The 22,180-nt window shown below is 64.6% G+C and carries 21 protein-coding genes; 15 read left to right on the top strand and 6 right to left on the bottom strand.

Annotated features, from left to right (window positions below; translation table 11 throughout):
- Positions 1–74: 74 nt before the first annotated feature.
- Positions 75–896: an NAD(P)-dependent oxidoreductase gene (locus ACE10X_RS14320; protein ID WP_038383873.1), complete on the top strand. Its 822-nt coding sequence runs from the start codon at positions 75–77 to the stop codon at positions 894–896.
- Here ACE10X_RS14320 and ACE10X_RS14325 read toward each other — a convergent pair whose 3' ends face one another.
- Positions 897–1,463, bottom strand: a complete 567-nt coding sequence (locus ACE10X_RS14325; protein WP_157787919.1) for an invasion associated locus B family protein — start codon at positions 1,461–1,463, stop codon at positions 897–899.
- 34 nt (positions 1,464–1,497) lie between these two features.
- On the bottom strand, positions 1,498–2,190 hold the full coding sequence (locus tag ACE10X_RS14330; RefSeq protein WP_028331865.1) for a GntR family transcriptional regulator: 693 nt from the start codon (positions 2,188–2,190) through the stop codon (positions 1,498–1,500).
- A gap of 170 nt (positions 2,191–2,360) precedes the next feature.
- On the opposite strand from ACE10X_RS14330, the gene ACE10X_RS14335 reads away from it, so the two are divergent.
- From ACE10X_RS14335 to ACE10X_RS14350, 4 genes are all read left to right on the top strand, one after another.
- Positions 2,361–4,064: an IlvD/Edd family dehydratase gene (locus ACE10X_RS14335; protein ID WP_038383871.1), complete on the top strand. Its 1,704-nt coding sequence runs from the start codon at positions 2,361–2,363 to the stop codon at positions 4,062–4,064.
- 160 nt (positions 4,065–4,224) lie between these two features.
- A complete protein-coding gene (locus ACE10X_RS14340; RefSeq protein ID WP_038383870.1) occupies positions 4,225–5,226 on the top strand; it encodes a TRAP transporter substrate-binding protein in 1,002 nt (333 codons plus the stop codon).
- Between the two features lie 25 nt (positions 5,227–5,251).
- On the top strand, positions 5,252–5,836 hold the full coding sequence (locus ACE10X_RS14345) for a TRAP transporter small permease (protein WP_038383869.1): 585 nt from the start codon (positions 5,252–5,254) through the stop codon (positions 5,834–5,836).
- On the top strand, positions 5,833–7,173 hold the full coding sequence (locus ACE10X_RS14350; protein WP_038383868.1) for a TRAP transporter large permease: 1,341 nt from the start codon (positions 5,833–5,835) through the stop codon (positions 7,171–7,173). The genes ACE10X_RS14345 and ACE10X_RS14350 overlap by 4 nt, the downstream gene beginning before the upstream one ends.
- 153 nt (positions 7,174–7,326) lie before the next feature.
- On the opposite strand, the gene ACE10X_RS14355 is transcribed toward ACE10X_RS14350, so the two are convergent.
- The gene (locus tag ACE10X_RS14355) at positions 7,327–8,121 is read right to left on the bottom strand and encodes an enoyl-CoA hydratase/isomerase family protein (RefSeq protein ID WP_038383877.1); all 795 of its coding nucleotides are present in this window, start codon (positions 8,119–8,121) and stop codon (positions 7,327–7,329) included.
- 257 nt (positions 8,122–8,378) lie between these two features.
- Here ACE10X_RS14355 and ACE10X_RS14360 point away from each other — a divergent pair, with 257 nt between their 5' ends.
- Positions 8,379–9,596: an NAD(P)/FAD-dependent oxidoreductase gene (locus ACE10X_RS14360; protein WP_038383867.1), complete on the top strand. Its 1,218-nt coding sequence runs from the start codon at positions 8,379–8,381 to the stop codon at positions 9,594–9,596.
- Positions 9,597–9,694: 98 nt separating this feature from the next.
- On the opposite strand, the gene rbsK is transcribed toward ACE10X_RS14360, so the two are convergent.
- Both rbsK and ACE10X_RS14370 read right to left on the bottom strand, forming a co-directional pair.
- Complete coding sequence (gene rbsK / locus ACE10X_RS14365) at positions 9,695–10,630, bottom strand: ribokinase (RefSeq protein ID WP_038383866.1); 936 nt, start codon at positions 10,628–10,630, stop codon at positions 9,695–9,697.
- 22 nt (positions 10,631–10,652) lie between these two features.
- The gene (locus tag ACE10X_RS14370; RefSeq protein ID WP_038383865.1) at positions 10,653–11,546 is read right to left on the bottom strand and encodes a sugar kinase; all 894 of its coding nucleotides are present in this window, start codon (positions 11,544–11,546) and stop codon (positions 10,653–10,655) included.
- 225 nt (positions 11,547–11,771) lie between these two features.
- Here ACE10X_RS14370 and ACE10X_RS14375 point away from each other — a divergent pair, with 225 nt between their 5' ends.
- From ACE10X_RS14375 to ACE10X_RS14415, 9 genes are all read left to right on the top strand, one after another.
- On the top strand, positions 11,772–12,620 hold the full coding sequence (locus ACE10X_RS14375; protein ID WP_038383864.1) for a VOC family protein: 849 nt from the start codon (positions 11,772–11,774) through the stop codon (positions 12,618–12,620).
- Between the two features lie 250 nt (positions 12,621–12,870).
- Positions 12,871–13,527: a TetR/AcrR family transcriptional regulator gene (locus ACE10X_RS14380; RefSeq protein ID WP_038383863.1), complete on the top strand. Its 657-nt coding sequence runs from the start codon at positions 12,871–12,873 to the stop codon at positions 13,525–13,527.
- A gap of 264 nt (positions 13,528–13,791) precedes the next feature.
- Positions 13,792–14,601, top strand: a complete 810-nt coding sequence (locus ACE10X_RS14385; protein ID WP_038383862.1) for an ABC transporter permease — start codon at positions 13,792–13,794, stop codon at positions 14,599–14,601.
- Between the two features lie 58 nt (positions 14,602–14,659).
- Positions 14,660–15,658, top strand: coding sequence for an ABC transporter substrate-binding protein (locus tag ACE10X_RS14390; RefSeq protein WP_038383861.1), 999 nt, complete (start codon positions 14,660–14,662; stop codon positions 15,656–15,658).
- Positions 15,659–15,827: 169 nt separating this feature from the next.
- Positions 15,828–16,673: an ABC transporter ATP-binding protein gene (locus tag ACE10X_RS14395; RefSeq protein WP_038383860.1), complete on the top strand. Its 846-nt coding sequence runs from the start codon at positions 15,828–15,830 to the stop codon at positions 16,671–16,673.
- Between the two features lie 14 nt (positions 16,674–16,687).
- On the top strand, positions 16,688–18,094 hold the full coding sequence (locus ACE10X_RS14400; RefSeq protein ID WP_038383859.1) for a hypothetical protein: 1,407 nt from the start codon (positions 16,688–16,690) through the stop codon (positions 18,092–18,094).
- Positions 18,091–19,242 carry a Gfo/Idh/MocA family protein gene (locus ACE10X_RS14405; RefSeq protein ID WP_038383858.1) on the top strand — a complete coding sequence of 384 codons (1,152 nt, stop codon included), beginning with the start codon at positions 18,091–18,093 and terminating at the stop codon, positions 19,240–19,242. The genes ACE10X_RS14400 and ACE10X_RS14405 overlap by 4 nt, the downstream gene beginning before the upstream one ends.
- 14 nt (positions 19,243–19,256) lie before the next feature.
- Positions 19,257–20,465, top strand: coding sequence for a dihydrodipicolinate synthase family protein (locus ACE10X_RS14410; protein ID WP_038383857.1), 1,209 nt, complete (start codon positions 19,257–19,259; stop codon positions 20,463–20,465).
- On the top strand, positions 20,465–21,328 hold the full coding sequence (locus ACE10X_RS14415) for a sugar phosphate isomerase/epimerase (protein WP_038383856.1): 864 nt from the start codon (positions 20,465–20,467) through the stop codon (positions 21,326–21,328). The genes ACE10X_RS14410 and ACE10X_RS14415 overlap by 1 nt, the downstream gene beginning before the upstream one ends.
- Before the next feature lie 46 nt (positions 21,329–21,374).
- Here ACE10X_RS14415 and ACE10X_RS14420 read toward each other — a convergent pair whose 3' ends face one another.
- On the bottom strand, positions 21,375–22,067 hold the full coding sequence (locus ACE10X_RS14420; RefSeq protein ID WP_038383876.1) for a potassium channel family protein: 693 nt from the start codon (positions 22,065–22,067) through the stop codon (positions 21,375–21,377).
- Positions 22,068–22,180: the final 113 nt, after the last annotated feature.

The raw sequence follows: 22,180 nt of genomic DNA on the forward strand, positions 1-22,180 counted from the left end.
AGCGCCTGGTTTGCTATCATTGTCGGCCTGCGACCGCAATTCGATCGCAGCAATCAAGAAAGAAGAGGAACGGCATGCCACGCATATTGATGACCGGCGCATCGGGGGGAATCGGAACGAGCCTGCGCAAGCTGCTGCCGCCGATCTATCCGGATCTCCTGCTGAGCGACATCAAGCCGCCGGCCGATCTCGGCGCGGGCGAAAAATTCAAGGCGGCCGATCTCGCCGACCTCGCACAGGTCGAGGCGATCTGCGAGGGCGTCGACGGCATCCTGCATTTCGGCGGCTATTCGGTCGAAGGTCCCTGGGACGCGATCCTGCAATCCAACATCATCGGCTGCTACAATATGTTCGAGGCGGCGCGGAAGCAGGGCGTCAAGCGCGTGATCTTCGCCTCATCCAATCACGCGGTCGGGTTCTATCCGCGCCATCACCGCATCGGCACCGACGTCACCGCGCGGCCGGACAGTCGCTACGGTGTCAGCAAGGTGTTCGGTGAAGGCGTCGGCGCGCTCTATGCCGACAAGCACGGCATCAAGGTCACCTGCCTGCGGATCGGCAATTTCGGCGAGGCGCCGCTCGACCACCGCAGGCTCTCGATCTGGCTCAAGCCGGAAGATCTGGTTCGGCTCTGCCGCATCGGGCTCGAGCATCCCGACATCCATTTCGAGGTGCTGTACGGCGCGTCCTACAATGAGCGCTCGTGGTGGGACAATCACCGCGCCTACGATCTCGGCTATCGCCCGACCGGAAGGGCTGAAGATTTCCGCGAGCACGCGATGGCCGAGCAGGCCAAGCTGCCGCCGGATCCGGTCGGCGACTATTACCAGGGCGGTGCGTTCTGCAGCATGGAGTTCGACGGCGACAAGGAGCGGGTGATCGACTGGAAGAAGTGATCAATCCTCGCATTGCGGCAGCTGCTTCACGGATTCGGTGTGCTGCTGCGCGTCCTTCGAACCTTGCCCGGATGTCTTGGGCGGGCTGCCGGGCCCGTCAAAGGTCTCGGCGAAGTGCGTGAGGGGAAAGGCGAGGCTGATGGTCTGCCCGGTGAGGTTCTTGGCTTCGACGGCGATGGTCTGCGCGTGCTTCAGCCGCTCGATCATTTCGCCATCGGCCTCGAGCGTGCCGCCGCAGCCGAGCGTGTAGCAATGCGGCTTGGCGATCTGGATCGGCTCATCCTGATCGATGCGGAGGCTGATCGTGCCCTCCAGCATGGTCCGCGTTCCGACGTTGGCGCTCACGATCGCGCGCTTGCTATTCTGCGGCGAGACGCTGAGCGTGCCACCCGATGGCGAGCACTGACCGCGCGCGGCGGCGCCGACGAAACAGCTCGCCTCTGTCAGGCACGTCTTGGTCCAGGGCTCGTAGGTGAGCTGCGTCGCGCGCGGGTCGGCCGCTTCGCCGACTCCGCCGAGCGCAAGCTGCACGGCCAGCGATCCAAGGAATATAGCTACATAGCGCATCGCCGTCTCCTTCACGAGGAGGCCGGGTATCGCGTTATTGCGGCTTTTTGTCGTTGGAGATGCGGACGAGATAATCCGCCTTGCTGTACTGCATGTGATCGACGCAGAGCTGCGCCAGCGCCCAGCTGTCGCGGCCCTTCAAGAGCTCGATCATCAATTCGTGCTGGCGGCGCGACAATGCGAGGCCCTCGCTGTCGGCGAGATTTTTGGCGCGCATCGGCAGCGTCAGGTTCATGTAGTCCTGCAGCGAGCGGACCAGATAGGGATTGCCGCAGGCGGAGAACAGCGCGAGGTGGAACGCATCGTTGGTCTCGTGAATGCCGCGCATGTCCTGCGCCTCGGCCTTGATGCAGTAATGCCGTTGCAGCTCGCTCAACTGGTCGATCAGGCTTTGCGGCGCGGGCAGTGCAATCATCAGCGCGGCCTGGCGCGTCAGCATCTCGCGCACCTCATAGATCTGCCGCACTTCCTCGGCCGAATAGAACCGCACCGTGGCGCCGACATTCTTCTCGCGCAGCACGATGCCCTGGCGCTCGAGCTGGAACAGCGCCTGGCGGACGAAATGCCGGCTCGCGCCGTAGCGCTGCATCAGGGTATCCTCGACCAGCCGCAAACCGGGCGCGAAGCGGCCGAAGATGATGTCCTCCTCCAGCCGGCGGATCACCTCCGCCTGTTCCTCCTCGCGCGAGGGGGCCTGGAGTTCGGGCAATGTGGGCTCGGCTGTCATGTGCTCTCGGCTTTGGTCGATGCCTGAGGTCAGCATGGCGCTACGGTTATTGTCAATAATGGGGACGATTTTGCCGCAGACCAGCCGCCCGCCGCGACCGGATTATCTCATATTGACAATAATTCCTGCCGCTCCTTAAGTGCGGCCGAACAACCACGGGATAGAAGAAAATGGCCGACGGACTTCGCAAGGGACTGACAAGCTATGGTGACGCCGGCTTCTCGCTGTTCCTGCGCAAGGCGTTCATCAAGGCGATGGGGTATTCGGACGATGCGCTCAATCGCCCGATCGTCGGCATCACCAACACCTACAGCGACTACAATCCCTGCCACGGCAACGTGCCTGACATCATCGAGGCCGTGAAGCGCGGCGTAATGCTGTCGGGCGCGATGCCGTTCGTGTTCCCGACCATCTCGATCGCGGAGAGCTTTGCGCACCCGACCTCGATGTATCTGCGCAACCTGATGGCGATGGATACCGAAGAGATGATCCGCGCCCAGCCGATGGATGCAGTGGTCGTGATCGGCGGTTGCGACAAGACCTTGCCGGCGCAGATCATGGCCGCGATCAGCGCCGATCTGCCGACCGTGGTGATTCCGGTCGGGCCGATGGTGGTCGGCCATCACAAGGGCGAGGTGCTCGGCGCCTGCACCGACTGCCGCAGGCTGTGGGGAAAGTATCGCGCCGGCGAGATCGACGACAACGAGATCGAGGCGGTGAACGGCCGCCTCGCGCCGTCGGTCGGTACCTGCATGGTGATGGGCACCGCCTCCACCATGGCCTGCATCACCGAGGCGCTCGGCCTGTCGCTGCCGATGAGCGCGACGATCCCGGCGCCGCATGCCGAACGCTTCCGCTCCGCGGAGGCCAGCGGCCGCGTCGCCGCCGAGATGGCGAAGACCAAGGGACCGAAGCCGAGCGAAATCCTGACGCCATCCTCGTTCCGCAACGCCCAGGTCGTCATGCAGGCGATCGGCGGCTCGACCAACGGGCTGATCCACCTCACGGCGATCGCCAATCGCTCGCCGCACAAGATCGACCTCGAAGCGTTCGACAAGCTCGGCCGCGAGGTCCCCGTGCTGGTCGACCTCAAGCCGTCGGGCGAACACTACATGGAGCATTTCCATCATGCCGGCGGCGTGCCGAAGCTGATGGCGCAGCTCGGTGACCTCATCGACCTCGATGCCAAGACCATCACCGGCCAGACCCTGCGCGAGGTCGTCGCCAATGCTGAGGATGTGCCGGGGCAGGACGCGATCCGCTCCAAGGCGAACCCGATCAAGTCCGAAGGCGCGATGGCTATCCTGCACGGCAATCTCGCGCCGCGCGGTGCCGTGATCAAGCAGTCGGCGGCGAGCCCGAAACTTTTGCAGCACACCGGCCGCGCCGTGGTGTTCGAGTCGGTCGAGGACATGACGCTGCGGGTCGATGATCCCGCGCTCGATGTGACCGCCGACGACGTGCTGGTGCTGCGCAATGCCGGCCCGAAGGGCGCGCCGGGCATGCCGGAGGCGGGTTACCTGCCGATCCCGAAGAAACTCGCGCGCGCCGGCGTGAAGGATATGGTCCGCATCTCCGATGCGCGGATGAGCGGCACCGCGTTCGGCACCATCGTGCTGCACATCACGCCGGAATCCGCCGTTGGCGGTCCGCTCGGGCTGGTGCGGAACGGCGACATGATCCGGCTCGATGTCGCCAAGCGCAGCATCGACCTGTTGGTCGACGAGGCCGAATTGCAGGAGCGCCGCGCCGCGCTCGCGCCGGCCGGGACGCCCGATTGGGCCAAGCGCGGCTACGCGCATCTCTTCAACGAGACCATCCTGCAGGCCGACGAAGGCTGCGATTTCGACTTCATGCGCGCCAAGGGCAAGTAGCAAGTCGCCCGCGTCGTTCGGCCTGGTGGTCGAATTGTCGATAATTTCTGCGCTGTTGCACTCAATGACACCCGTAGGCGGCTCGTTTCGCCTGTTTTATTGACAATCCCGCGCGACTGGTGGGATGATCCCCTCAACTAAGAACAGGGGGAACGTCGCGATGGGCTATTCAGCCAGGATCGTCGGGATTGCCTTGGCCGCGGCAGCGCTGCTGCTGTCCGCGGGCGCCGGCGCGCAGGAGGTCAAGCATTACCGCTTCGCGCACGATCAGCAGCTCAATACCGGTTATAGCGTCGCCTACGACATGTTCTCCGCCAAGCTCAAGGAATTGAGCAAGGGGACCATGATAGTCGACCAGTATCCGGGGGCGCAGCTCGGACAGGAGCCGCAGCTGCTGCAGCTTGTGAAATCCGGAGACATTGAATTCGCCATCATCTCGTCGGCGAACACTGCAACCATCTCGCCGCAGGCCGGTGTGATGTCGCTGCACTTCCTGTTCCGCGACGCCAACCACGTGGTCAAGGCGCTAGCCGATCAGAAGGTGATCGATGCGATCAAGGCTATGATCGACGACACGTCGCAAGGCCTTCATGTCATCGCGACGGGCAGCCAAGGTGTGAGAAGCATCTATGCGAGGAAGGAAATCCACAACGTCAGCGACCTCAAGGGTGTAAAGATTCGCGTTCAGGCGACGGCCACGGAGGACACGATCTTCCCGGCTTACGCGGCGCAAACCGTCCACATGCCGTTCGGCAGCGTGTACACGTCATTGCAGACCGGCGTCGTCGATGCGGCGGAAAACAGCGTGAACGTTTACCTCGTCAATAAGCACTACGAAGTCGCGCCGGTGCTCTCTATGACCGAGCACGAGGCCAACAATGCGCTGCTGTTCGTCAGCGACAAGCTGTGGCAGAGCCTTTCAGCCGAGCAGAAGGCCTGGGTGACGACGGCGGCCGCCGAGGTGAGCGCCAAGGAGCCGGCGAAGGCGTTCGAATTGGAGAAGGCCGCGGCTGCAAAACTGAAATCGTTCGGCGTCAAGGTGGTCGAGGATGTGGACAAGAAGAGCTTTACCGCGATCGCCGATCCCTATCTCGACAAGCTCGCCAAGGACCTCGGGCCCCATGCCGAGAAGATCAAGAATTTGATCCGCGCGATCAACTAGCCCGGGTCGACGGGGAGCGCGAGCCATGGCCATCGCCGACACGCTGGTGCTGCAACGGCAGCGGCATCTGAAATGGCGGGCGCTCGACCGGCTCGAGCTGATCCTGATGATGCTGTGCGGCTTGCTGTGCTTCGGTTTCTCGCTGTCGGTGACCGCCGATATCGTCACCCGCACCATCGGTCATCCCTGGCTGTGGCTGCAGGAGGTGACCTCGACGCTGTTCATCTACGCGATCTTCATCGGGGCCGCGGTCGCGACACGTCGCAACGACCATCTCTATCTCACCGCGATCTCCGAAGCGCTGCATGGCAGGTCGCGGCTGTTCGTCGAGATCGTCATCCGTCTGGTGGTGCTGGGCGTCGCCTTCTGCCTGGTCTGGCACGGTTATCAAAATTACCTGCGCGGCTTCGGCAGCTTCCGCCTGCCGTCGGGTACGCCGATCGCCTCGCTCTATGCGGTGATCCCGCTGTCCGGAATCCTGATCGGCCTGTTCACGATCGAGCAGCTCGTCAACGGGCTCCGCAACGGCTTCGACCATCCGGAGCCGCCGGATGGCGACCTTCCGATTCCTGCGATCGACACCCGCGCGACGACGGGAGTGCAGCCGTGAGCGCACCGGTCGTGCTGGCGTTGATGTCGTTCTGCTTCCTGTTCTTCGGCTATCTCGGCGTGCCCGTGCCGTTCTCGCTGATGGCCGGCGTGTTCGTCGGCGCAATGCTATCAGACGTCTCGCTGGCGGCGATCATCCAGAAGATATTCGACGGCGTCGATTCCGAGGCGCTGCTTGCGATCCCGTTCTTCCTGCTGGTCGGCGAGCTCATGAGCTCGGCAAATGTCGTGGTCCGCATCGCCAATCTGTCGGTCTCGCTGGTCGGTCACATCAGGGGCGGGCTGTCGCAGGTCGTCGTCGTCTTCAGCATGTTCTTCTCGGAGATGTCGGGCTCGACCACTGCCGACGTCGCGGTCATGAGCCGGGCGCTCGGCGGGCCGATGCGGCGGGAAGGGTATGAGCCGGCCTTCATCGCCGCGATCATTGCCTCGGCGTCGACGATCGCAGCGCTGGTGCCGCCGAGCATCACGGCGGTGGTCTATGGCGCGGTCGGCAATGTCTCGATCGCCGGGTTGTTCATGGCCGGCGTGGTCCCCGGGCTGATGATCGGCTTCGGGCTGATGATCTACTGCTACTTCTTCGGGCCCTCGGGCCTGCGCAAGCCGCGCGCGCCGCTGCGCCAGGTTGTCTTCGCCGCCGGTGACGCGGCGCTGCCGATGATGATCCCGGTGATCCTGCTCGGCGGCATCCTGACCGGCTGGTTCACGCCGACCGAGGCCGGCGTGGTCGCGGTCGCGTACATCATTATCGTGGTGATCCCGGCGCTGAACCGCGGGCATTTGAAAAAGATCCCGTATGATTTCTGTCTGGCCGGCCTGATCTTCTCGCTGCCGCTGATCACGATCGGCGCGGCGAACGCGTTCGGCTGGATGCTGGCCTATCTGCGCGGCGCGATCTACATCGCCGACTGGATTACCTCGATCGCCGGCAACGATCCCCACCTCATCATGCTCTTGATGGTGCTGCTGTTCACCGTGGTCGGCGACTTCATCGAGCCGGTGCCGACCATCATCATCTTCATGCCGCTGGTCAACGCGCTGACCCAGGCCGGCGACATCAACGGCGTGCATATGGGCGTGGTGCTGATCGCAACGCTGGCATTCGGCCTGATCACGCCGCCCTACGGGCTCGTGCTGCTGATGGCTTCGAAATTCGTCGGCATCAGCTTTGCAAAAGCGTTGCGCGCGGCGTTGCCGATCTATGTCGTGTTCCTGGTCACGATCTGCTTCACGATCTATTTTCCGAAGGTCGTGCTGTGGCTGCCCAAGCAGGTGATCCCGGAATCGGTCGGCTGTTTCAAGGCACCCGGCGGCACGGGATACATCTGCCCTAACTAATCTTACCGGCACAGAACCCCTCATGGTGAGGAGCGCGGAACGCGCGTCTCGAACCATGAGTCCCGTCTGTGGCCTCATCCTTCGAGACGCGCGCGATCCGCGCTCCTCAGGATGAGGGGAAAGACCGCTGTAACGCTGTCGTAATTATTGTTCCTACTTCGACTTGCTGGTGAACTTCTTCACGGCGACGCGGAAATCGTCGGTATGCATCGCCGTGATGATCTTGTGTTCCTCGGCGTCGAGCTGCTGCTTGGTCGGCGTGGTGGCGGCCTGATAGACCAGTGATTTGGTCCCCGCGATTGCGGCGGGCGGATTTTGCGCCAGGCGCTCGGCGAGCTGCCGCGTCGCCGCCTTCAGCTCGGCCGCGGGGACGGTCTTGACGACGAGACCCCATTCATAGGCCTGCTTCGCGGTGAACCCATCCTCGGCGAGGAAAATCTGCAGCGCGCGGCGGGTACCGACCGTGCCGACGATGCCGACCGTGCTGCCGCCATCCGGCGACACGCCGATCTTGGCATAAGCGGGCGTGAAGCGGGCATCGTCCGCGGCGATACACAGGTCGGTCACGAACGCGAGGCCCATGCCGGCGCCGGCCGCCGAACCATGCACGCTGGATAGAACGATCTTCGGCATCCGCCGGACCGTCTCGATGAAGGCATGGTAGTGGTGAAGCATCTCGCCGACCACGGGGGCGACATTGTTGGCTTCGGTCGCGGCGCCGATGGTCTGCAGATCGCCGCCGGCGCAGAAGGCGCGGCCTTCGCCCTCGATGACCAGTACGCGAACGTCCTTGTTGGCTTCGACCTCGGCGCTGAGCTGCTCGAGCTTCTTGGCGATCGTCATGTCGATCGCGTTGAACGCGGCCGGCCGGTTCAGCGTGATGGTCGCGATGGCGCCGTCGATGCGGAGCAAAGCGGGGTCGTTGGCGGAGGGGGCGGGTGCTGGCATATTGAAGACCTTGGGCTTGTTGGTTCCGGACATTTAAGGCCTTGGCGGGAGCCGTGGCAATCCGGCCCGGCGGCCGGGGACCGCGGGTGCGCCCAGAATCGCCTGAGACCCCCTTGCATCGGTGCGAGCCATGAGGCCAAATGGCACGCGCCTTCGGTACGCAGACACGAGCGCTGTGGGGACGGGGCAAGCAAGCTAACATCGACAAGAGGAAACGGCATGGGTCACTCCTGCTCGCGCGTATTTGGGTTGTTCCGATGACGGGCTCGGTCATCATCGTCGGCGCCGGACACGCCGGCTTCCAGCTCGCGGCGTTGCTGCGCCAGGCCGGCTTCGCCGAACGCATCGCCCTGATCAATGATGAAGGCCATTTGCCGTATCAGCGGCCGCCGCTGTCGAAGGCCTATCTGAAGGGGACCGGCGGGCCCGAGACCCTGATGTTCCGGCCGGACAAATTCTACCAGGACAACAAGATCGAGCTGATCACCGATCGCGCCCACGCGATCGACCGCAATGCGCGGAAGGTGGCGCTCGCCTCCGGCGCATCGCTCGACTACGGCCATCTGGTGTTCGCGACCGGCGCGCGGAACCGGCTGCTGGATATCCCCAACGCCAGGCTCGATGCAGTCCGCTACCTGCGCATCCTGGATGAGAGCCAGGCGCTGCGCGACTTGATCGCACCCGGCATGCGCGTCGTCGTAATCGGTGCAGGCTTCATCGGGCTCGAATTCGCCGCCACCGCCCGGGCCAAGGGCCTCGAGGTCGACGTGGTCGAACTCGCCTCCCGCGTGATGGCGCGGGCGGTGACCGCGGAGATTTCCGAGTTCTCGCAATCCCGCCACAGCGCGGCCGGCATCCGGATTCACCTCGGGGTGCAGGTCACGGCGATCGAGGCCGATGGCGGCAAGGTTACCGGCGTCAGCCTGAGCAACGGCACGCATATCCCGGCCGATCTCGTCGTGGTCGGCGTCGGCGTGCTGCCGAATGTCGAGCTTGCCGCGGAGGCCGGCCTGCCGGTCGCATCCGGCATCATCGTCGACGAGCATCTGTTGACCGCCGATCCGAATGTCTCCGCGATCGGCGATTGCGCGCTCTATACCAGCAAACGCTTCGGCGGATCGCTGCGGCTGGAGTCGGTGCAGAACGCGACCGACCATGCACGCTGCGTGGCGTCGCGGCTGACCGGCAAGACCGAGATCTATGACGGCCTGCCGTGGTTCTGGAGCGACCAGGGCCCCGACAAGCTACAGATGGCGGGTCTCACCACCGGCTACGACCGCGTCGTGGTGCGCGGAGACCGCGCGCAGGGCGCGTTCTCGGCGTTCTGCTATCGCGGCGACAAACTGCTCGGCATCGAGTCGGTCAATCGCGCCGGCGATCACATGTTCGGCCGCCGGCTGCTCGGCGCCGGTGGCTCGATCACCCCGGAGCAGGCGGGAGATGCGAGCTTTGATTTGAAGAGTGCGCTGACGTAGTTTCAAAAATGCGTCGTCCCGGCGAAGGCCGGGACCCATACGTCATTGGCGGAGTCGAACGCAGTTACTGCGCGGGTGCCCCAAACTGTAGCCGGTGGTTATGGGGCCCGGCCTTCGCCGGGACGACGCGTGGAAAGAACGGCGCTAACCTCATCCGCCGTCGGCATCGACGGTGCCGCCCCCATCCGTTGCACGCAGATCGAGGCGGCGGCGTTGGCGTAGGCCAGCGCGTCGCGCAGCGGCCTGCCGGTGGCGAGCTGTGAGGCGAGGGCCCCGACGAAGCAGTCGCCGGCGCCCGTGGTGTCGACGGCCTTGACCTCGCGCCCCGGCACGAGCAGCGGCTGATCCTCGAACAGCGCCAGCACGCCGCGCTTGCCGAGCGTGACACAAACGATCTTGCCTTGCCCCAGGGTCCGGGCCGCCTCCGAGAAGCGCTCCGGCGCGTCGCTGTCCTGCAGCTCCATGCCGGTCAGGAAGCCGAGCTCGGTCTCGTTGAGAACAAGGATGTCGACGAGATCGAGCAGCGCCTTGTCGGCCTGTTTCGCCGGTGCCGGATTGAGGATCGTGGTGGCGCCGGCAGCGCGAGCGCGCTTGAAGAACGCAGCGATCGCTGGCAGCGGAATCTCGAACTGGCTGACCGCGACGTCGCCTCTTACGAAATCAGGTGAGGCGACGTCACGGGCACTGACCAGCCCGTTGGCGCCCGGCACGACGACGATCGTGTTGTCGGCATTGGCAATGGTGATGATCGCCGTGCCTGAATGGGTGCCGCTCGTAGTCTTGACGCAGGAGAGATCGACGCCTTGCGCGACAAGGAACGCTCTCAGCTCCTTGCCGAACGCATCCATGCCGAGCCGGCCGACAAGCGTGGTCGGGACGCCGAGTTTTGCCGAAGCCACCGCCTGGTTGGCGCCCTTGCCTCCGGGAAAATACAGCACGGCCTCACCGGCGACGGTTTCGCCTACCTTCGGATGGCGCTCTGCGGTCGCCACCACGTCCATATTGATGCTGCCGGCGACGAAGACGTGCCTCATGGCCTAGCCCCATTCACCCATATCAGGCCTCGGCGCGAAATTCCTGCTTGACCGCTGCGATATCTGCGAGTGTCGGCAAGCCGGCCTCGTTGCCGAGCTTCTGGATCTTGAAGGTCGAGGCTGCACGCGCGAACTTGAAGTGCTCATGCCAGCCTTTGCTCGGATTTGAAAGGTAGGAGTAGATGTAGGCGCCGTGGAAGACGTCGCCGGCGCCGTTGGTATCGATCACGCGCGCGCGCGGGATCGGGAAGGCCGGCAGCGTGCGCACTGTGCCGGCCTCGTCATACCAGAGCAGGCCGCGCTCGCCCATGGTGACGCCGCCGACCTTGCAACCGCGACCCTTGAGGTAGTCGAGCATCTGCTCCGGCGTCTTGTCCATCTGCTCGCACAGCCGTTCGGCGACGATCGCAATGTCGATGAATGCGAGCAGCTCGTGGGTGTTGGTGCGCAGGCCGCCGCCGTCGAGCGAGGTCAGGATGCCGTCCTCGCGGCACAGCTTCGCATAATGGATTGCGGCGTCCGGCTGGTGGCCGTCGATGTGCAGCGCGCGGCAGCCCTTGATGTTCAGCAGCGGAAAGGGGTGGATGTGCTGGTCGTCGCGGCAGCGGACGATGGCGCGCTTGCCGTCGTTCGGCATGATGAACGACAGCGAGGAGGAGTTGACCTTGCGGGGGTGGAACGAGATGCCGTACCTGTCGGCCATGTCCCAGAACATCCGTCCCAGCCAGTCATTGGCCATGGTGGCGATCAGGTCCGGCGGGAAGCCGAGCTTGGCGCAGCAGAATGCTGCGGTCACGGCGTTGCCGCCGAACGACACCGCATAGGCGTCGGCGACGTGCTTTTCGTCGCCGACGGGCATGTGATCCGTGATGAAGGTGACGTCGATATAGGTCTGTCCGATGAAGAGAGCCTGCATTCGCTTTCCGTCGTGGCTGGTGTGGTCCCGGCCGGCGGTTCCAGACTAGCATTGCTGATCGGCCGATATCGCTGAAAATATTCGCAACCCTGCCTGGTTTACAGGTAGAGATGATGGCTGCGCCGGGCCCTTCTGGCATGCGGCATAACGGCCGGCGGCAGTCCGTGGTTCCGGGTTGGGTTAAGGGAGAAACACAATGACGGCAGATTCGAGGAGGTTGCGGCCATGATTCCCGGTCTCGATCACGTCGTCGTCCTGACCAGCGACATCGCTGCTGCCAGCGCGGCCTACGAGACGCTGTTCGCGCGGACGCCTTCCTGGCGCTACAGCGGCGGCGGCGCGGACCGCACGCTGTTCACGCTCGACAACACCACGCTGGAATTGGTGGCGCCGCACGGCGACGACGATGCAGCCCAGCGCATCCGCAGCGCGCTTGCCACCCAGGGCGAGGGGCTTGCGAGCCTGTGCTTCCGCACCAGCGATATCGCGAAGACATACCGCAGGCTCGACCGCTTGACGCTGAAGCCCGAACCCGTCGCGGAGGTCGAGAGCCGCGACGACACCAGTGGCGCCACGCTGTCGTGGAAGCGTACGCGGGCCGCGACCGATGCGACGCGCGGCGTGCGCATGTTCTTCCTGGAGCGCGAGCAGGAGCGGCCGCTGTCGGTCCGCACCACGACCGCATCGATCACCGCGATGGATCACGTGGTGGTTTCGACCGCCGATCCGGAACGCGCCGCGGCGCTCTATGGTGCGCGGCTCGGGCTCGACATGGCGCTCGACCGGTCGCATCCGGAGTGGGGCCGGCTGATGTTCTTCCGCTGCGGCGACCTCGTGGTCGAGGTCACGCACCGGCCGGGCAAATCGGAGACGGACGCGCTGGACCAGCTGCGCGGCATCTGCTGGCGCGTCGCCGATATCGACGCCACACGTGCGCGGCTGATTGCCGCTGGCGTCGACGTCTCCGAGGTTCGCACCGGCCGCAAGCCCGGCACGCGCGTGATGACGGTGCGCAACGGCACATGCGGTGTGCCGACGCTTCTGGTGCAGCCGTCACAGGGAAAGCCAGGCTAGGCCGCGTTTTATCCGCGGGTCGTCCCGGCAGCGTGCGTCGCGCGACCCGGTGGCGCGCCCCTCAGGTGCGCAATTGCGCACCGGTGAATGACGAAGAGGGCACCTGCGAGAAATATTCCCGCACGAGCATCACGACAACATTCGTTCTCAAACGTCGCGCGTCATGCTACATTCACCAACCCAGCATCACCGGGCGATCGAATTGGCCAAGGCAAAGCGAATACAGAGATGGCAGCGCGACCCCCAGGGGATGCGGCTGCGCATTCTCGAGGCCGCCAAGCAGGAATTCGCCGCCCATGGCCTCGCCGGGGCGCGGGTCGACCGCATCGCGGCCAACGCCGACGCCAACAAGCGCATGCTGTACTATCACGTCGGCAACAAGGAGGATCTCTATCTCGAGGTGCTGGAAGGCGCCTATGAGAAGATCCGCGCCGAGGAGCGCACCCTCGATCTCGAGCATCTCGATCCGCCCGAGGCGATCGGGCGCCTGATCGATTTCACGTGGAACTATTTTCTGCGCAATCCCGAGTTCCTGGCGCTGCTGAACACGGAAAACCTCGCCAAGGCAAAACACCTGAAGCGATCAACCAAGGTCAAGTCGATGCACTCGCCCTTTGTCGAGATGATCCGCACCGTGGTGACGCGCGGGGTCGAGAGCGGCGATTTCCGCGTCGCCGTCGATCCGGTGCAGCTCTACATCTCGATCGCCGGGCTCGCGTTCTTCTATCTCTCCAACAGCGCCACGCTGAGCGTGATCTTCGGTCGCGACCTCTTGAAGAAGGACGCCCGCGACGAGCGCCTCGAGCACATGACCGCGCTGGTGCTGGCGGCGCTGACCGGCAAATCCACGGCGGCGTTCGGCGGAGCGATGCCGGCGCTGAAGTCGATGGAACACCGCGTGGTGTGAGGCGGCGCGGCTTGTCCGCGCTCATTGCCCATCATTCTGGCGTGTAGCCCGGATGGAGCGAAGCGCAATCCGGGGCGTCTTTATCCGTGGACAGGCCGGTCCCGGATTTCGCTGCGCTTCATCCGGGCTACGCAACTTCAAAATTTTCACCTGACGAAATCAGGGCACTTTTCGGTGCGATTTTGCCGCGCGCTTGGGGCTGGACAGTATTTATCCAACGGGTTAATTTCTGAACGAACAGAGAGACTGCAAGGGGAGCGTGACGTGGCGGAGGCAAAGAGCCCTTCGGGCCTGTCGAAGGTGCTGAACGCGGCGTGGCTGCGCCCGTTCCTGTTTCTGGTCGTCATTGTGGCGGCCTGGGACCTCGCGATCCGCCTGTTCCACATCCCGGCCTATCAAATTCCGTCGCCCGGCGACGTCGTCGCGGTGCTCTGGAGCGACTGGCCGGAGTTGTTGCGGCAATCCTGGCCGACCACCTATGCAACGATCTGCGGCTTCCTGCTCTCGGCGCTGTTCGGCATTCCGGTCGCGATGCTGATCGCGGGCTCGAAGACGGTCGAGAGCTACGTTTATCCGCTGCTGGTGTTCTCCCAATCGGTGCCGAAGATCGCGATCGCGCCGCTGTTCGTGGTGTGGTTCGGCTTCGGCATCATTCCCAAGGTGATCTCCGCGTTCCTGCTCGGCTTCTTCCCCGTGGTGGTCTCGGCGGTGCAGGGCTTCAAGTCGGTCGACCCTGATATGGTCGATCTGGCGCGCGCGATGCAGGGCAGCCGCTTCCAGGTGTTCCGCGCGGTCAACCTGCCGCACGCGATGCCCGCGATCTTTTCCGGCCTGAAGGTCTCGGTGACGCTCGCTGTGGTCGGCGCCGTCGTCGGAGAGTTCGTCGGCTCCAATTCCGGCATCGGCTATGTGATGCAGCGCTCGATCGGCACCTTCGACCTGCCGACGATGTTCGCCGCGCTGGTGATCCTCGCGCTGCTCGGTGTCATCCTGTTCTGGATCGTCGACCGCATCGAGCGGCTGGTGATCCCCTGGCACGTCAGCCAGCGCGACGACATCATCTTCGCTTCATAGCGCAGCAACCGGACAAGCGGTCCACACAAGGACCGCGGACAACAAAGGGAGAACAACCATGAAGCGTTTGATTGCGGTCGCCGGCGCCGCGCTGGCCTGGACCGCGCTTGCGGTGGCTCCAGCATCCGCAGCCGACAAGGTCGTGCTGATGCTGAACTGGTACGTCTATGGCGAGCACGCGCCGTTCTATTACGGCAAGGCCAAGGGCATCTATGCTGCCGAAGGCATCGACCTCGAGATCCAGGAAGGCCGTGGCTCGGCCGCGACCACGCAGGCGGTGGCCGCCAAGACCGCCGATTTCGGCTATGTCGACGTGCCCACCATGATGCGCGCCGCGGTGAAGGGCGCGCCCGTGATCGCCACCGGCGTGCTGCTGCAGACCAGCCCGATGTCGGCGATGAGCCTTGCCGACAAGAACATCAGGAAGCCGGAGGACATCAAAGGCAAGACGGTCGCGATCACGCCGGCGGATTCGATGACGCAGATCTGGCCGCTGTTCCTGAAGAAGACCGGGCTCAAGGAAAGCGATTTCAACACCGTCGCCGGCGACGGCCAGACCAAGCTCAACGCCGTGATCAACGGCCAGGCCGACCTGCTGCTCGGCTACGTCATGGACCAGTCGATGAAGATCAAGGACGCCACCGGCAAGGACGTCTATCCGATCAAGTTCGCCGACTACGGCATCAACATGGTGTCGTCGGGTATCATCGCGAACTCCGACTATGTGAAGGCCAATGCCGACCTGGTCCGCCGCTTCATGTCGGCGACCACCAAGGCCGTGGAAGCCGCGGAGAAGGACCCGAAGGCCGCCGCGCAGTCGATCCTCGACGCCAACCCGAAGGGCGGCAAGATCGACACGTTGACGCAAGGCTTCGAGCTGACGATCCCGCTCTATCGCACGGCGGAGACCAGGACCAAGCGGCCGTTCCAGGTGACCGACCAGAACATGACCGAGTCGGTCAATCTGATGGTCGAGTATGGCGGCCTCGACGCCAAGGCCAGGGCCAATCCGAAGGCGTTCTATACCAATGATTATCTGCCGAAGGGTGACTCGTGAGCCGTAAACTCCCGCTGTCGTCCCTGCCGAGTGCGCTGTTGCGCACGGAGCAGCGACCCATAACCACCGACCTTGATTGTTACGGAAGGTCTCTACCCGCGTGCCAAAATGAGAGGACACGGCGTATGGGTCCCTGCTTTCGCAGGGACGACGGGTGGAGAGGGCTGTGATGAATCCTGCAACCAAATCAGCCGATGTCGAGCCCGCCGCGCATCTGCGCCTGGTGTCGGACCGCGCAGCCGGCGCCACGCCAGGCATCAAACTCTCCGGCGTGTCGAAGACCTACCGCTCGCGCGACGGCGATGTGCCGTCGCTGCGGCCGCTCGACTTCACCATCAATGACGGCGAGTTCTTCGTCGTGGTCGGGCCCTCCGGCTGCGGCAAGTCCACGCTGCTCAAGATGATCTCGGGCCTGCTGCCGCCGACGACGGGCGAAGTGCTGGTCGACGGCGAGCCGGTGACCAGGCCGCACGGCAATGTCGGCATCGTGTTCCAGAACGCGCTGCTGTTGCCGTGGCGCAACATCCTCTCCAACGTGATGCTGCCGATCGACATGAAGCAGCTGCCGCGGGACAAGTATCTTGCGCGCGCCAAGGACCTGCTGAAGCTGGTCGGCCTCGAAGGTTTTGAGAAGAAGCTGCCCTGGCAGCTGTCCGGCGGCATGCAGCAGCGCGCCTCGATCTGCCGCGCGCTGGTGCACGACCCCAAGATCATGCTGATGGACGAGCCGTTCGGCGCGCTCGACGCCATGACGCGCGAGCGGATGAACGTCGAATTGATGCGGATCCAGCGCGAGACCGGCAAAACCGTGCTGCTGATCACGCACTCGATTCCCGAGGCCGTGTTCCTCGCCGACCGCGTGCTCGTGATGACCGAGCGGCCCGGCGCGATCGCCGCGATCTACGACGTGCCGATGCCGCGGCCGCGCTCGCTCGAGACGATGTCCGATCCCGTCTTCAACGAACTGGTGCAGCGGATCCGGAAGCATTTCTTCACACAGGGGTCGCTGGACTAACACCCGAGCCTTCAATGCCGCTTCGCCTCAAAGTCAACGATATCGCGTTCTTCGAACGGCCGCTGGTATTCGCCCGGCCGTTCCGCTTCGGCGCGGTGACGATCACCGCATCGACGCAGTTGTTCGTGCGGGTCGAGATCGAGGTGGAGGGCAAGGGCCGCGCGACCGGCGCCGGTGCCGAGATGCTGGCGCCGAAATGGTTCGACAAGCGGCCGCATCTGACGGAAGCACAGTCGCTCGACGGACTTCGCCGCTCGCTTGCAGTTGCGCGCGAGCCCTATCTGACGAACAGGGGCTTTGACACCGCGTTCGGCTTGCACGCCGCGTGTATCGGTCCGCAGGTCGCGGCCTGCACTGCGGAAGACATTCCGCCGCTCGCCGCTAGCTTCGGCCTGGCCGAGATCGACAAGGCGATCCTGGATGCGCTGCTGCGCGCGGCGGGCGCGAACTTCTTCGACGGCATGGCCGGCAATATCGCCGGCATCGATGCGCGGCTGACGCCGGATCTCGACGACGCCGCGATCGCGCGGTTCCTGTCGACGCGCAAACGGCTCGAGCGTGTCGCTGTCAGGCACACGGTCGGGATGGACGACAAGGTTGAAGGCGAGGGCGGCGTCGCCGACCGCAACGAGAACGCCGGTGCGCGCTATTTCAAGCTCAAGCTGAACGGCGATCCCGCGCATGACGCGGCGCGGCTGGCGCGGATCGGCAGCGAGCTCGCAAAGCTGCCTTACGCAACCAGGATCACGCTCGACGCCAACGAGCAATATGCCGACCTTGCCGCGCTGAGCGCGCTGGTCGACCGGCTCGACCATGACGCCGCGCTGCAGCCGATCAGGGCAAACCTGCTCTATATCGAGCAGCCGATGCCGCGCGATATCACAAGAGCCTCGCCGCTCGGGAAGCTGGCGGCGCACGGCTTCATCATCGACGAGGCCGACGATTCCTATGATGCATTCTCGCAGGCGCGCGCGCTCGGCTATCGCGGCATCTCCTCGAAATCGTGCAAGGGTATCTACAAGTCGATCATCAACGCCACCCGCGCGGCGGCGTGGAGCGCAGGTGCCGGACAGTATTTCGTCAGCGGCGAGGACCTGACGTGCCAGGCCGGGCTCGGCGTGCAGCAGGACCTCGCGCTCGGGGCGCTGATCGGCGTCACCCATGCCGAGCGCAACGGACACCATTATGTCGATGGCTTTGCCGACACGCCGGCTGACGAGGCCGACGCCTTCCTCACCGCGCATCCCGATCTCTACACGCGCGCGGGCGGCAAGGTCCGCCTCGCGATCCATGACGGCGATCTGCTGACCGGATCGATCGCCGCCGCGCTGGGCTTTGCCAGTTCGGTCCATCCGGACTGGTCCACCATGCAGCCGCTCAAGCGGCCAACACCACGCGTTTCGCAGGAGCAGACAGTATGACGACCAAACGCCTCGGCCTGATCATGAACGGCGTCACCGGCCGGATGGGGCTCAACCAGCATCTGATCCGCTCGATCGTCGCGATCCGCGAGCAGGGCGGTGTGCAGCTCGCGAACGGCGACCGCGTCTTGCCCGATCCGATCCTGGTCGGCCGCGACGCCGAGAAGGTCGGCGCGCTGGCAAAACGCTACAACATCGAACGCCACGCCACCGATCTCGATCGTGCGCTCGCGGACAAGGGCGACACCGTGTTCTTCGACGCCGCCACCACGCAGGCGCGGCCCTCACTGCTGACCAAGGCGATCAATGCCGGCAAGCATGTCTATTGCGAGAAGCCGATCGCGACCAATCTCGAGGAGGCCGTTGCGGTCGTGAAGCTCGCCAATGCCAAGGGCCTCAAGCACGGCACCGTGCAGGACAAGCTGTTCCTGCCGGGCCTGAAGAAGCTCGCTTTCCTGCGCGACTCCGGTTTCTTCGGCCGCATGCTCTCGGTGCGCGGCGAGTTCGGCTATTGGGTTTTCGAGGGCGGCTGGCAGGAAGCGCAGCGGCCGTCGTGGAATTACCGGGCCGAGGATGGCGGCGGCATCATCCTCGACATGGTCTGCCACTGGCGCTATGTGCTCGACAATCTGTTCGGCGAGGTCGAGAGCGTGACCTGCCTTGGCACGACTGACATCCCCGAGCGCTATGACGAGAAGGGCAAGAAATACCAGGCGACTGCCGATGATTCCGCCTACGTCACCTTTCGCCTCAAGGGCGGCGTCATTGCACACATCAACATGAGCTGGGTGACGCGCGTCTACCGCGACGATCTCGTCACCTTCCAGGTCGACGGCACCCACGGTTCAGCGGTCGCGGGCCTCACCGACTGCGTGATCCAGGCGCGTCAGGCGACACCGCGGCCGGTATGGAATCCGGACGAGAAGCGGATGCACGATTTTTATGCCGACTGGCAGAAGCTGCCTGAGAACGTCGTGTACGACAACGGCTTCAAGGAACAGTGGGAGATGTTCATCCGCCATGTCTGCGAGGATGCGCCCTACAAATACACCCTGCTCGAAGGCGCCAAGGGTGTGCAGCTCGCCGAATGCGCGCTGAAGAGCTGGAAGGAGCGGCGCTGGATCGACGTCGCACCGATATCAGTCTGAGAAGGGACCTTGCCATGAACAAGCCAGTCCTGCCCAAGCCTGCCATGACAAAGTCATCGCTGTCGCTGAAGCTGCCGACCGCCGGGGGCGGCCTCGAGACCTATCGCCTCGCGGCGTCGCGGACCTTTCCAGCGAAGCTCGAGGGCACGCTCAATCGCGTCGCGTTCTCGGCAGCGCATGTGGTTGCCGATCCGCGCGCCGACGTCGATCCTTGGCTGACGGCCGCGATCGACTGGGACAGGACGATCGCGTTCCGTGAGCACGTCTGGGACCTCGGCCTCGGCGTCGCCGAAGCCATGGACACCGCGCAGCGCGGCATGGGGCTGGACTGGGCGACCTCGCTCGAACTGATCCAGCGCTCAGTGAGGGCGGCGAAGACCAAAGGCAATGCGCTGGTGTTTTCCGGCGCCGGCACCGACCATCTCGCGGTCGAGGACGCCAGGTCGATCGACGACGTGATCCGTGCCTATGAGGAGCAGATCGCGGCAGTCGAGAAGGCAGGGGGGCGCATCATCCTGATGGCCTCGCGCGCTTTGGCAAAGCTCGGCAAGGGCGCGGAGGATTACGCCAGGGTCTACGACCGTGTGCTGTCGCAGGTGCGTGAGCCCGTGATCATCCATTGGCTCGGCGACATGTTCGATCCGGCGCTATCAGGCTACTGGGGTACGGCCGATCTCGACAGGGCGATGGATACGGCGGCTGCGATCATCAACGCCAACGCGGCCAAGGTCGATGGCGTCAAGGTCTCGCTGCTCGACAAGCAGCGTGAGATCGACATGCGGCGCCGGCTCGATCCGCGCGTGAAGATGTATACCGGCGACGACTTCAACTATGCCGAACTGATCGCCGGCGACGACAAGGGCTTTTCCCACGCGCTGCTCGGCATTTTCGATGCCATCGCGCCGGCGGCGTCCTACGCGCTGTCGCGGCTCGCCGCGGGTGACGAGGCCGGCTTCCACGATGTGCTGGGACCGACGGTGCCGTTGTCGCGCCACATCTTCAAGGCGCCGACGCGCTTCTACAAGACCGGCATCGTGTTCATGGCCTATCTCAACGGGCACCAGGATCACTTCACCATGGTCGGCGGGCAGGAGAGCGCGCGCTCGACCTTGCATCTTGCCGAATTGTTCCGGCTCGCCGACAAGGCCGGGCTGCTCGCCAATCCGGAGTTCGCGACGCGCCGGATGGCGACGATCCTGGCCACCCGGGGCATCGACGCCTGATGCGCGATTTCTCCAATGACCACCGCTGGCTGTCGCTGAATACGGCGACCGTTCGCAAGCAGGGCGATCTCCTCGCCATCGTCGAGGCCTGCGCGCGCCATGGCATCCGCGCCATCGATCCCTGGCGCGACCAGGTCGCAGCCGTCGGGCTCGATCGCGCCGTCCGTGCGGTCAGGGATGCCGGGCTCGATCTGTCGGGCTATTGCCGCGGCGGCATGTTCACGGCCGATGGCGCGCATCGCAGCGAGGCGCGCGACGACAACCGCCGCGCGGTCGACGAGGCGGCGGCACTCGGCGCCTCCTGCATCGTGCTGGTGGTCGGCGGCCTGCCGCAATATTCCCGGCCGGGCAGCGCGGCGTCCAAGGATATCGCATTGGCACGATCGCAGGTGCACGACGGCATCGCCGAAATGCTGGATTACGCTAAGCAGGCCAAGCTGCCGCTCGCGATCGAGCCGCTGCATCCGGCCTATGCCGCCGACCGCGCCTGCGTGAACACCACAAAGCATGCGCTCGATATCTGCGACGCACTCGATCCCGACAGAACCGGCGCAATCGGCGTCGCGCTCGACGTCTATCACATCTGGTGGGATCCGGAGCTGGTGAGCCAGATCGCGCGCGCCGGCCAGGATCGCCTGCTCGCGTTCCACGTCTGCGACTGGCTGGTGCCGACCAGGGACATCCTCAACGACCGCGGCATGATGGGCGACGGCGTCATCGACATCAGATCGGTGCGCGCCGCCGTCGAGGCGCAGGGCTTTGCCGGCTATTCGGAGATCGAGATCTTTTCGAATGACTGGTGGGGCCGTCCGGTGGACGAGGTGCTGCGAACCTGCATCGAGCGGCACCGGACGGTGGTCTAGGACGCCGTCAGGTGGGCATCGCGCTGCATGCCCGCTTCGCGCCTCATCAGGACTCCTCGTTGCGGTGCTCGATCTCCAGTGTGACGAGCCGCGCCAGCAGCGTTGCCGGATAGAGCTGGCCGAAGATCGCCTCGAGATTGCACAGACTCCGCGCGATCGGATGCAGCGGAGCGACGTCGCCATAACCTGTCGTCGTGAGCGTGGCGAAGCTGAAATAGAGTACGCGACTCGCCAGGGTCGGGCTGTCTTCCACCTTCATGCCGGGAAATGCGTCGGGCCTCAGCGTGCCGACAAAGGTGTAGAGCGCCGCGAAGATCACGGCGACCGTGAGATAGAGCAGAACCGCGCCGATCACGCGGTGATAGGTGACGCGGCCTGGCGCAAACGTCGCACGCGCCACCGTCACGGCCATGGTGAGGCCGACGAGCAGCCAGGATCCGGCGAACAGGTTGAGATCGACGATTGAAGGTGAGCGTAGTCTCAGGATTCCGCCCGTGACGATCATGACGAGCGCGACCAGCATCGTGACGACCGCCACCGCGCTGCCTGACATCAGGAACACGCCGCCGACCAGGACCAGCGCGAGCAGGAGTTCAAAAATCTGGAATTCGAACAGGCCCAACGCCTGCAACGGCGCCACCACGAAAATCATGACCACGAGCAGGATAGTGAGCACCGTCAATAAGGAATCGCCCCAGCGCTCGCGTAGCTCGCCAGTGTTCATCCAGCCGCGCGTCATTCCCGCCCCGTCATTCGGCATCGCATCGGGATGCCGGTGACAGACATTGCTGCGCGCCGGCCGCAAAGGCAAGATGGGGGACAGGGCATCCTATGGCGCACCCGGCGATCCGG

The organism is Bradyrhizobium sp. Pha-3 (assembly GCF_042258325.1).
In the GTDB taxonomy this organism is placed as follows: Bacteria; Pseudomonadota; Alphaproteobacteria; order Rhizobiales; family Xanthobacteraceae; genus Bradyrhizobium; species Bradyrhizobium elkanii.

Bases quoted from the DNA above. Each gene is read 5' to 3' on its own strand.
- ACE10X_RS14320 (WP_038383873.1), top strand. From the start codon at position 75: ATGCCACGCATATTGATGACCGGCGCATCGGGGGGAATCGGAACGAGC.
- ACE10X_RS14325 (WP_157787919.1), bottom strand. From the start codon at position 1,463: ATGCGCTATGTAGCTATATTCCTTGGATCGCTGGCCGTGCAGCTTGCG.
- ACE10X_RS14330 (WP_028331865.1), bottom strand. From the start codon at position 2,190: ATGACAGCCGAGCCCACATTGCCCGAACTCCAGGCCCCCTCGCGCGAG.
- ACE10X_RS14335 (WP_038383871.1), top strand. From the start codon at position 2,361: ATGGCCGACGGACTTCGCAAGGGACTGACAAGCTATGGTGACGCCGGC.
- ACE10X_RS14340 (WP_038383870.1), top strand. From the start codon at position 4,225: ATGGGCTATTCAGCCAGGATCGTCGGGATTGCCTTGGCCGCGGCAGCG.
- ACE10X_RS14345 (WP_038383869.1), top strand. From the start codon at position 5,252: ATGGCCATCGCCGACACGCTGGTGCTGCAACGGCAGCGGCATCTGAAA.
- ACE10X_RS14355 (WP_038383877.1), bottom strand. From the start codon at position 8,121: ATGCCAGCACCCGCCCCCTCCGCCAACGACCCCGCTTTGCTCCGCATC.
- ACE10X_RS14360 (WP_038383867.1), top strand. From the start codon at position 8,379: ATGACGGGCTCGGTCATCATCGTCGGCGCCGGACACGCCGGCTTCCAG.
- rbsK (WP_038383866.1), bottom strand. From the start codon at position 10,630: ATGAGGCACGTCTTCGTCGCCGGCAGCATCAATATGGACGTGGTGGCG.
- ACE10X_RS14370 (WP_038383865.1), bottom strand. From the start codon at position 11,546: ATGCAGGCTCTCTTCATCGGACAGACCTATATCGACGTCACCTTCATC.
- ACE10X_RS14375 (WP_038383864.1), top strand. From the start codon at position 11,772: ATGATTCCCGGTCTCGATCACGTCGTCGTCCTGACCAGCGACATCGCT.
- ACE10X_RS14380 (WP_038383863.1), top strand. From the start codon at position 12,871: ATGCGGCTGCGCATTCTCGAGGCCGCCAAGCAGGAATTCGCCGCCCAT.
- ACE10X_RS14390 (WP_038383861.1), top strand. From the start codon at position 14,660: ATGAAGCGTTTGATTGCGGTCGCCGGCGCCGCGCTGGCCTGGACCGCG.
- ACE10X_RS14395 (WP_038383860.1), top strand. From the start codon at position 15,828: ATGAATCCTGCAACCAAATCAGCCGATGTCGAGCCCGCCGCGCATCTG.
- ACE10X_RS14400 (WP_038383859.1), top strand. From the start codon at position 16,688: ATGCCGCTTCGCCTCAAAGTCAACGATATCGCGTTCTTCGAACGGCCG.
- ACE10X_RS14405 (WP_038383858.1), top strand. From the start codon at position 18,091: ATGACGACCAAACGCCTCGGCCTGATCATGAACGGCGTCACCGGCCGG.
- ACE10X_RS14410 (WP_038383857.1), top strand. From the start codon at position 19,257: ATGAACAAGCCAGTCCTGCCCAAGCCTGCCATGACAAAGTCATCGCTG.
- ACE10X_RS14415 (WP_038383856.1), top strand. From the start codon at position 20,465: ATGCGCGATTTCTCCAATGACCACCGCTGGCTGTCGCTGAATACGGCG.
- ACE10X_RS14420 (WP_038383876.1), bottom strand. From the start codon at position 22,067: ATGACGCGCGGCTGGATGAACACTGGCGAGCTACGCGAGCGCTGGGGC.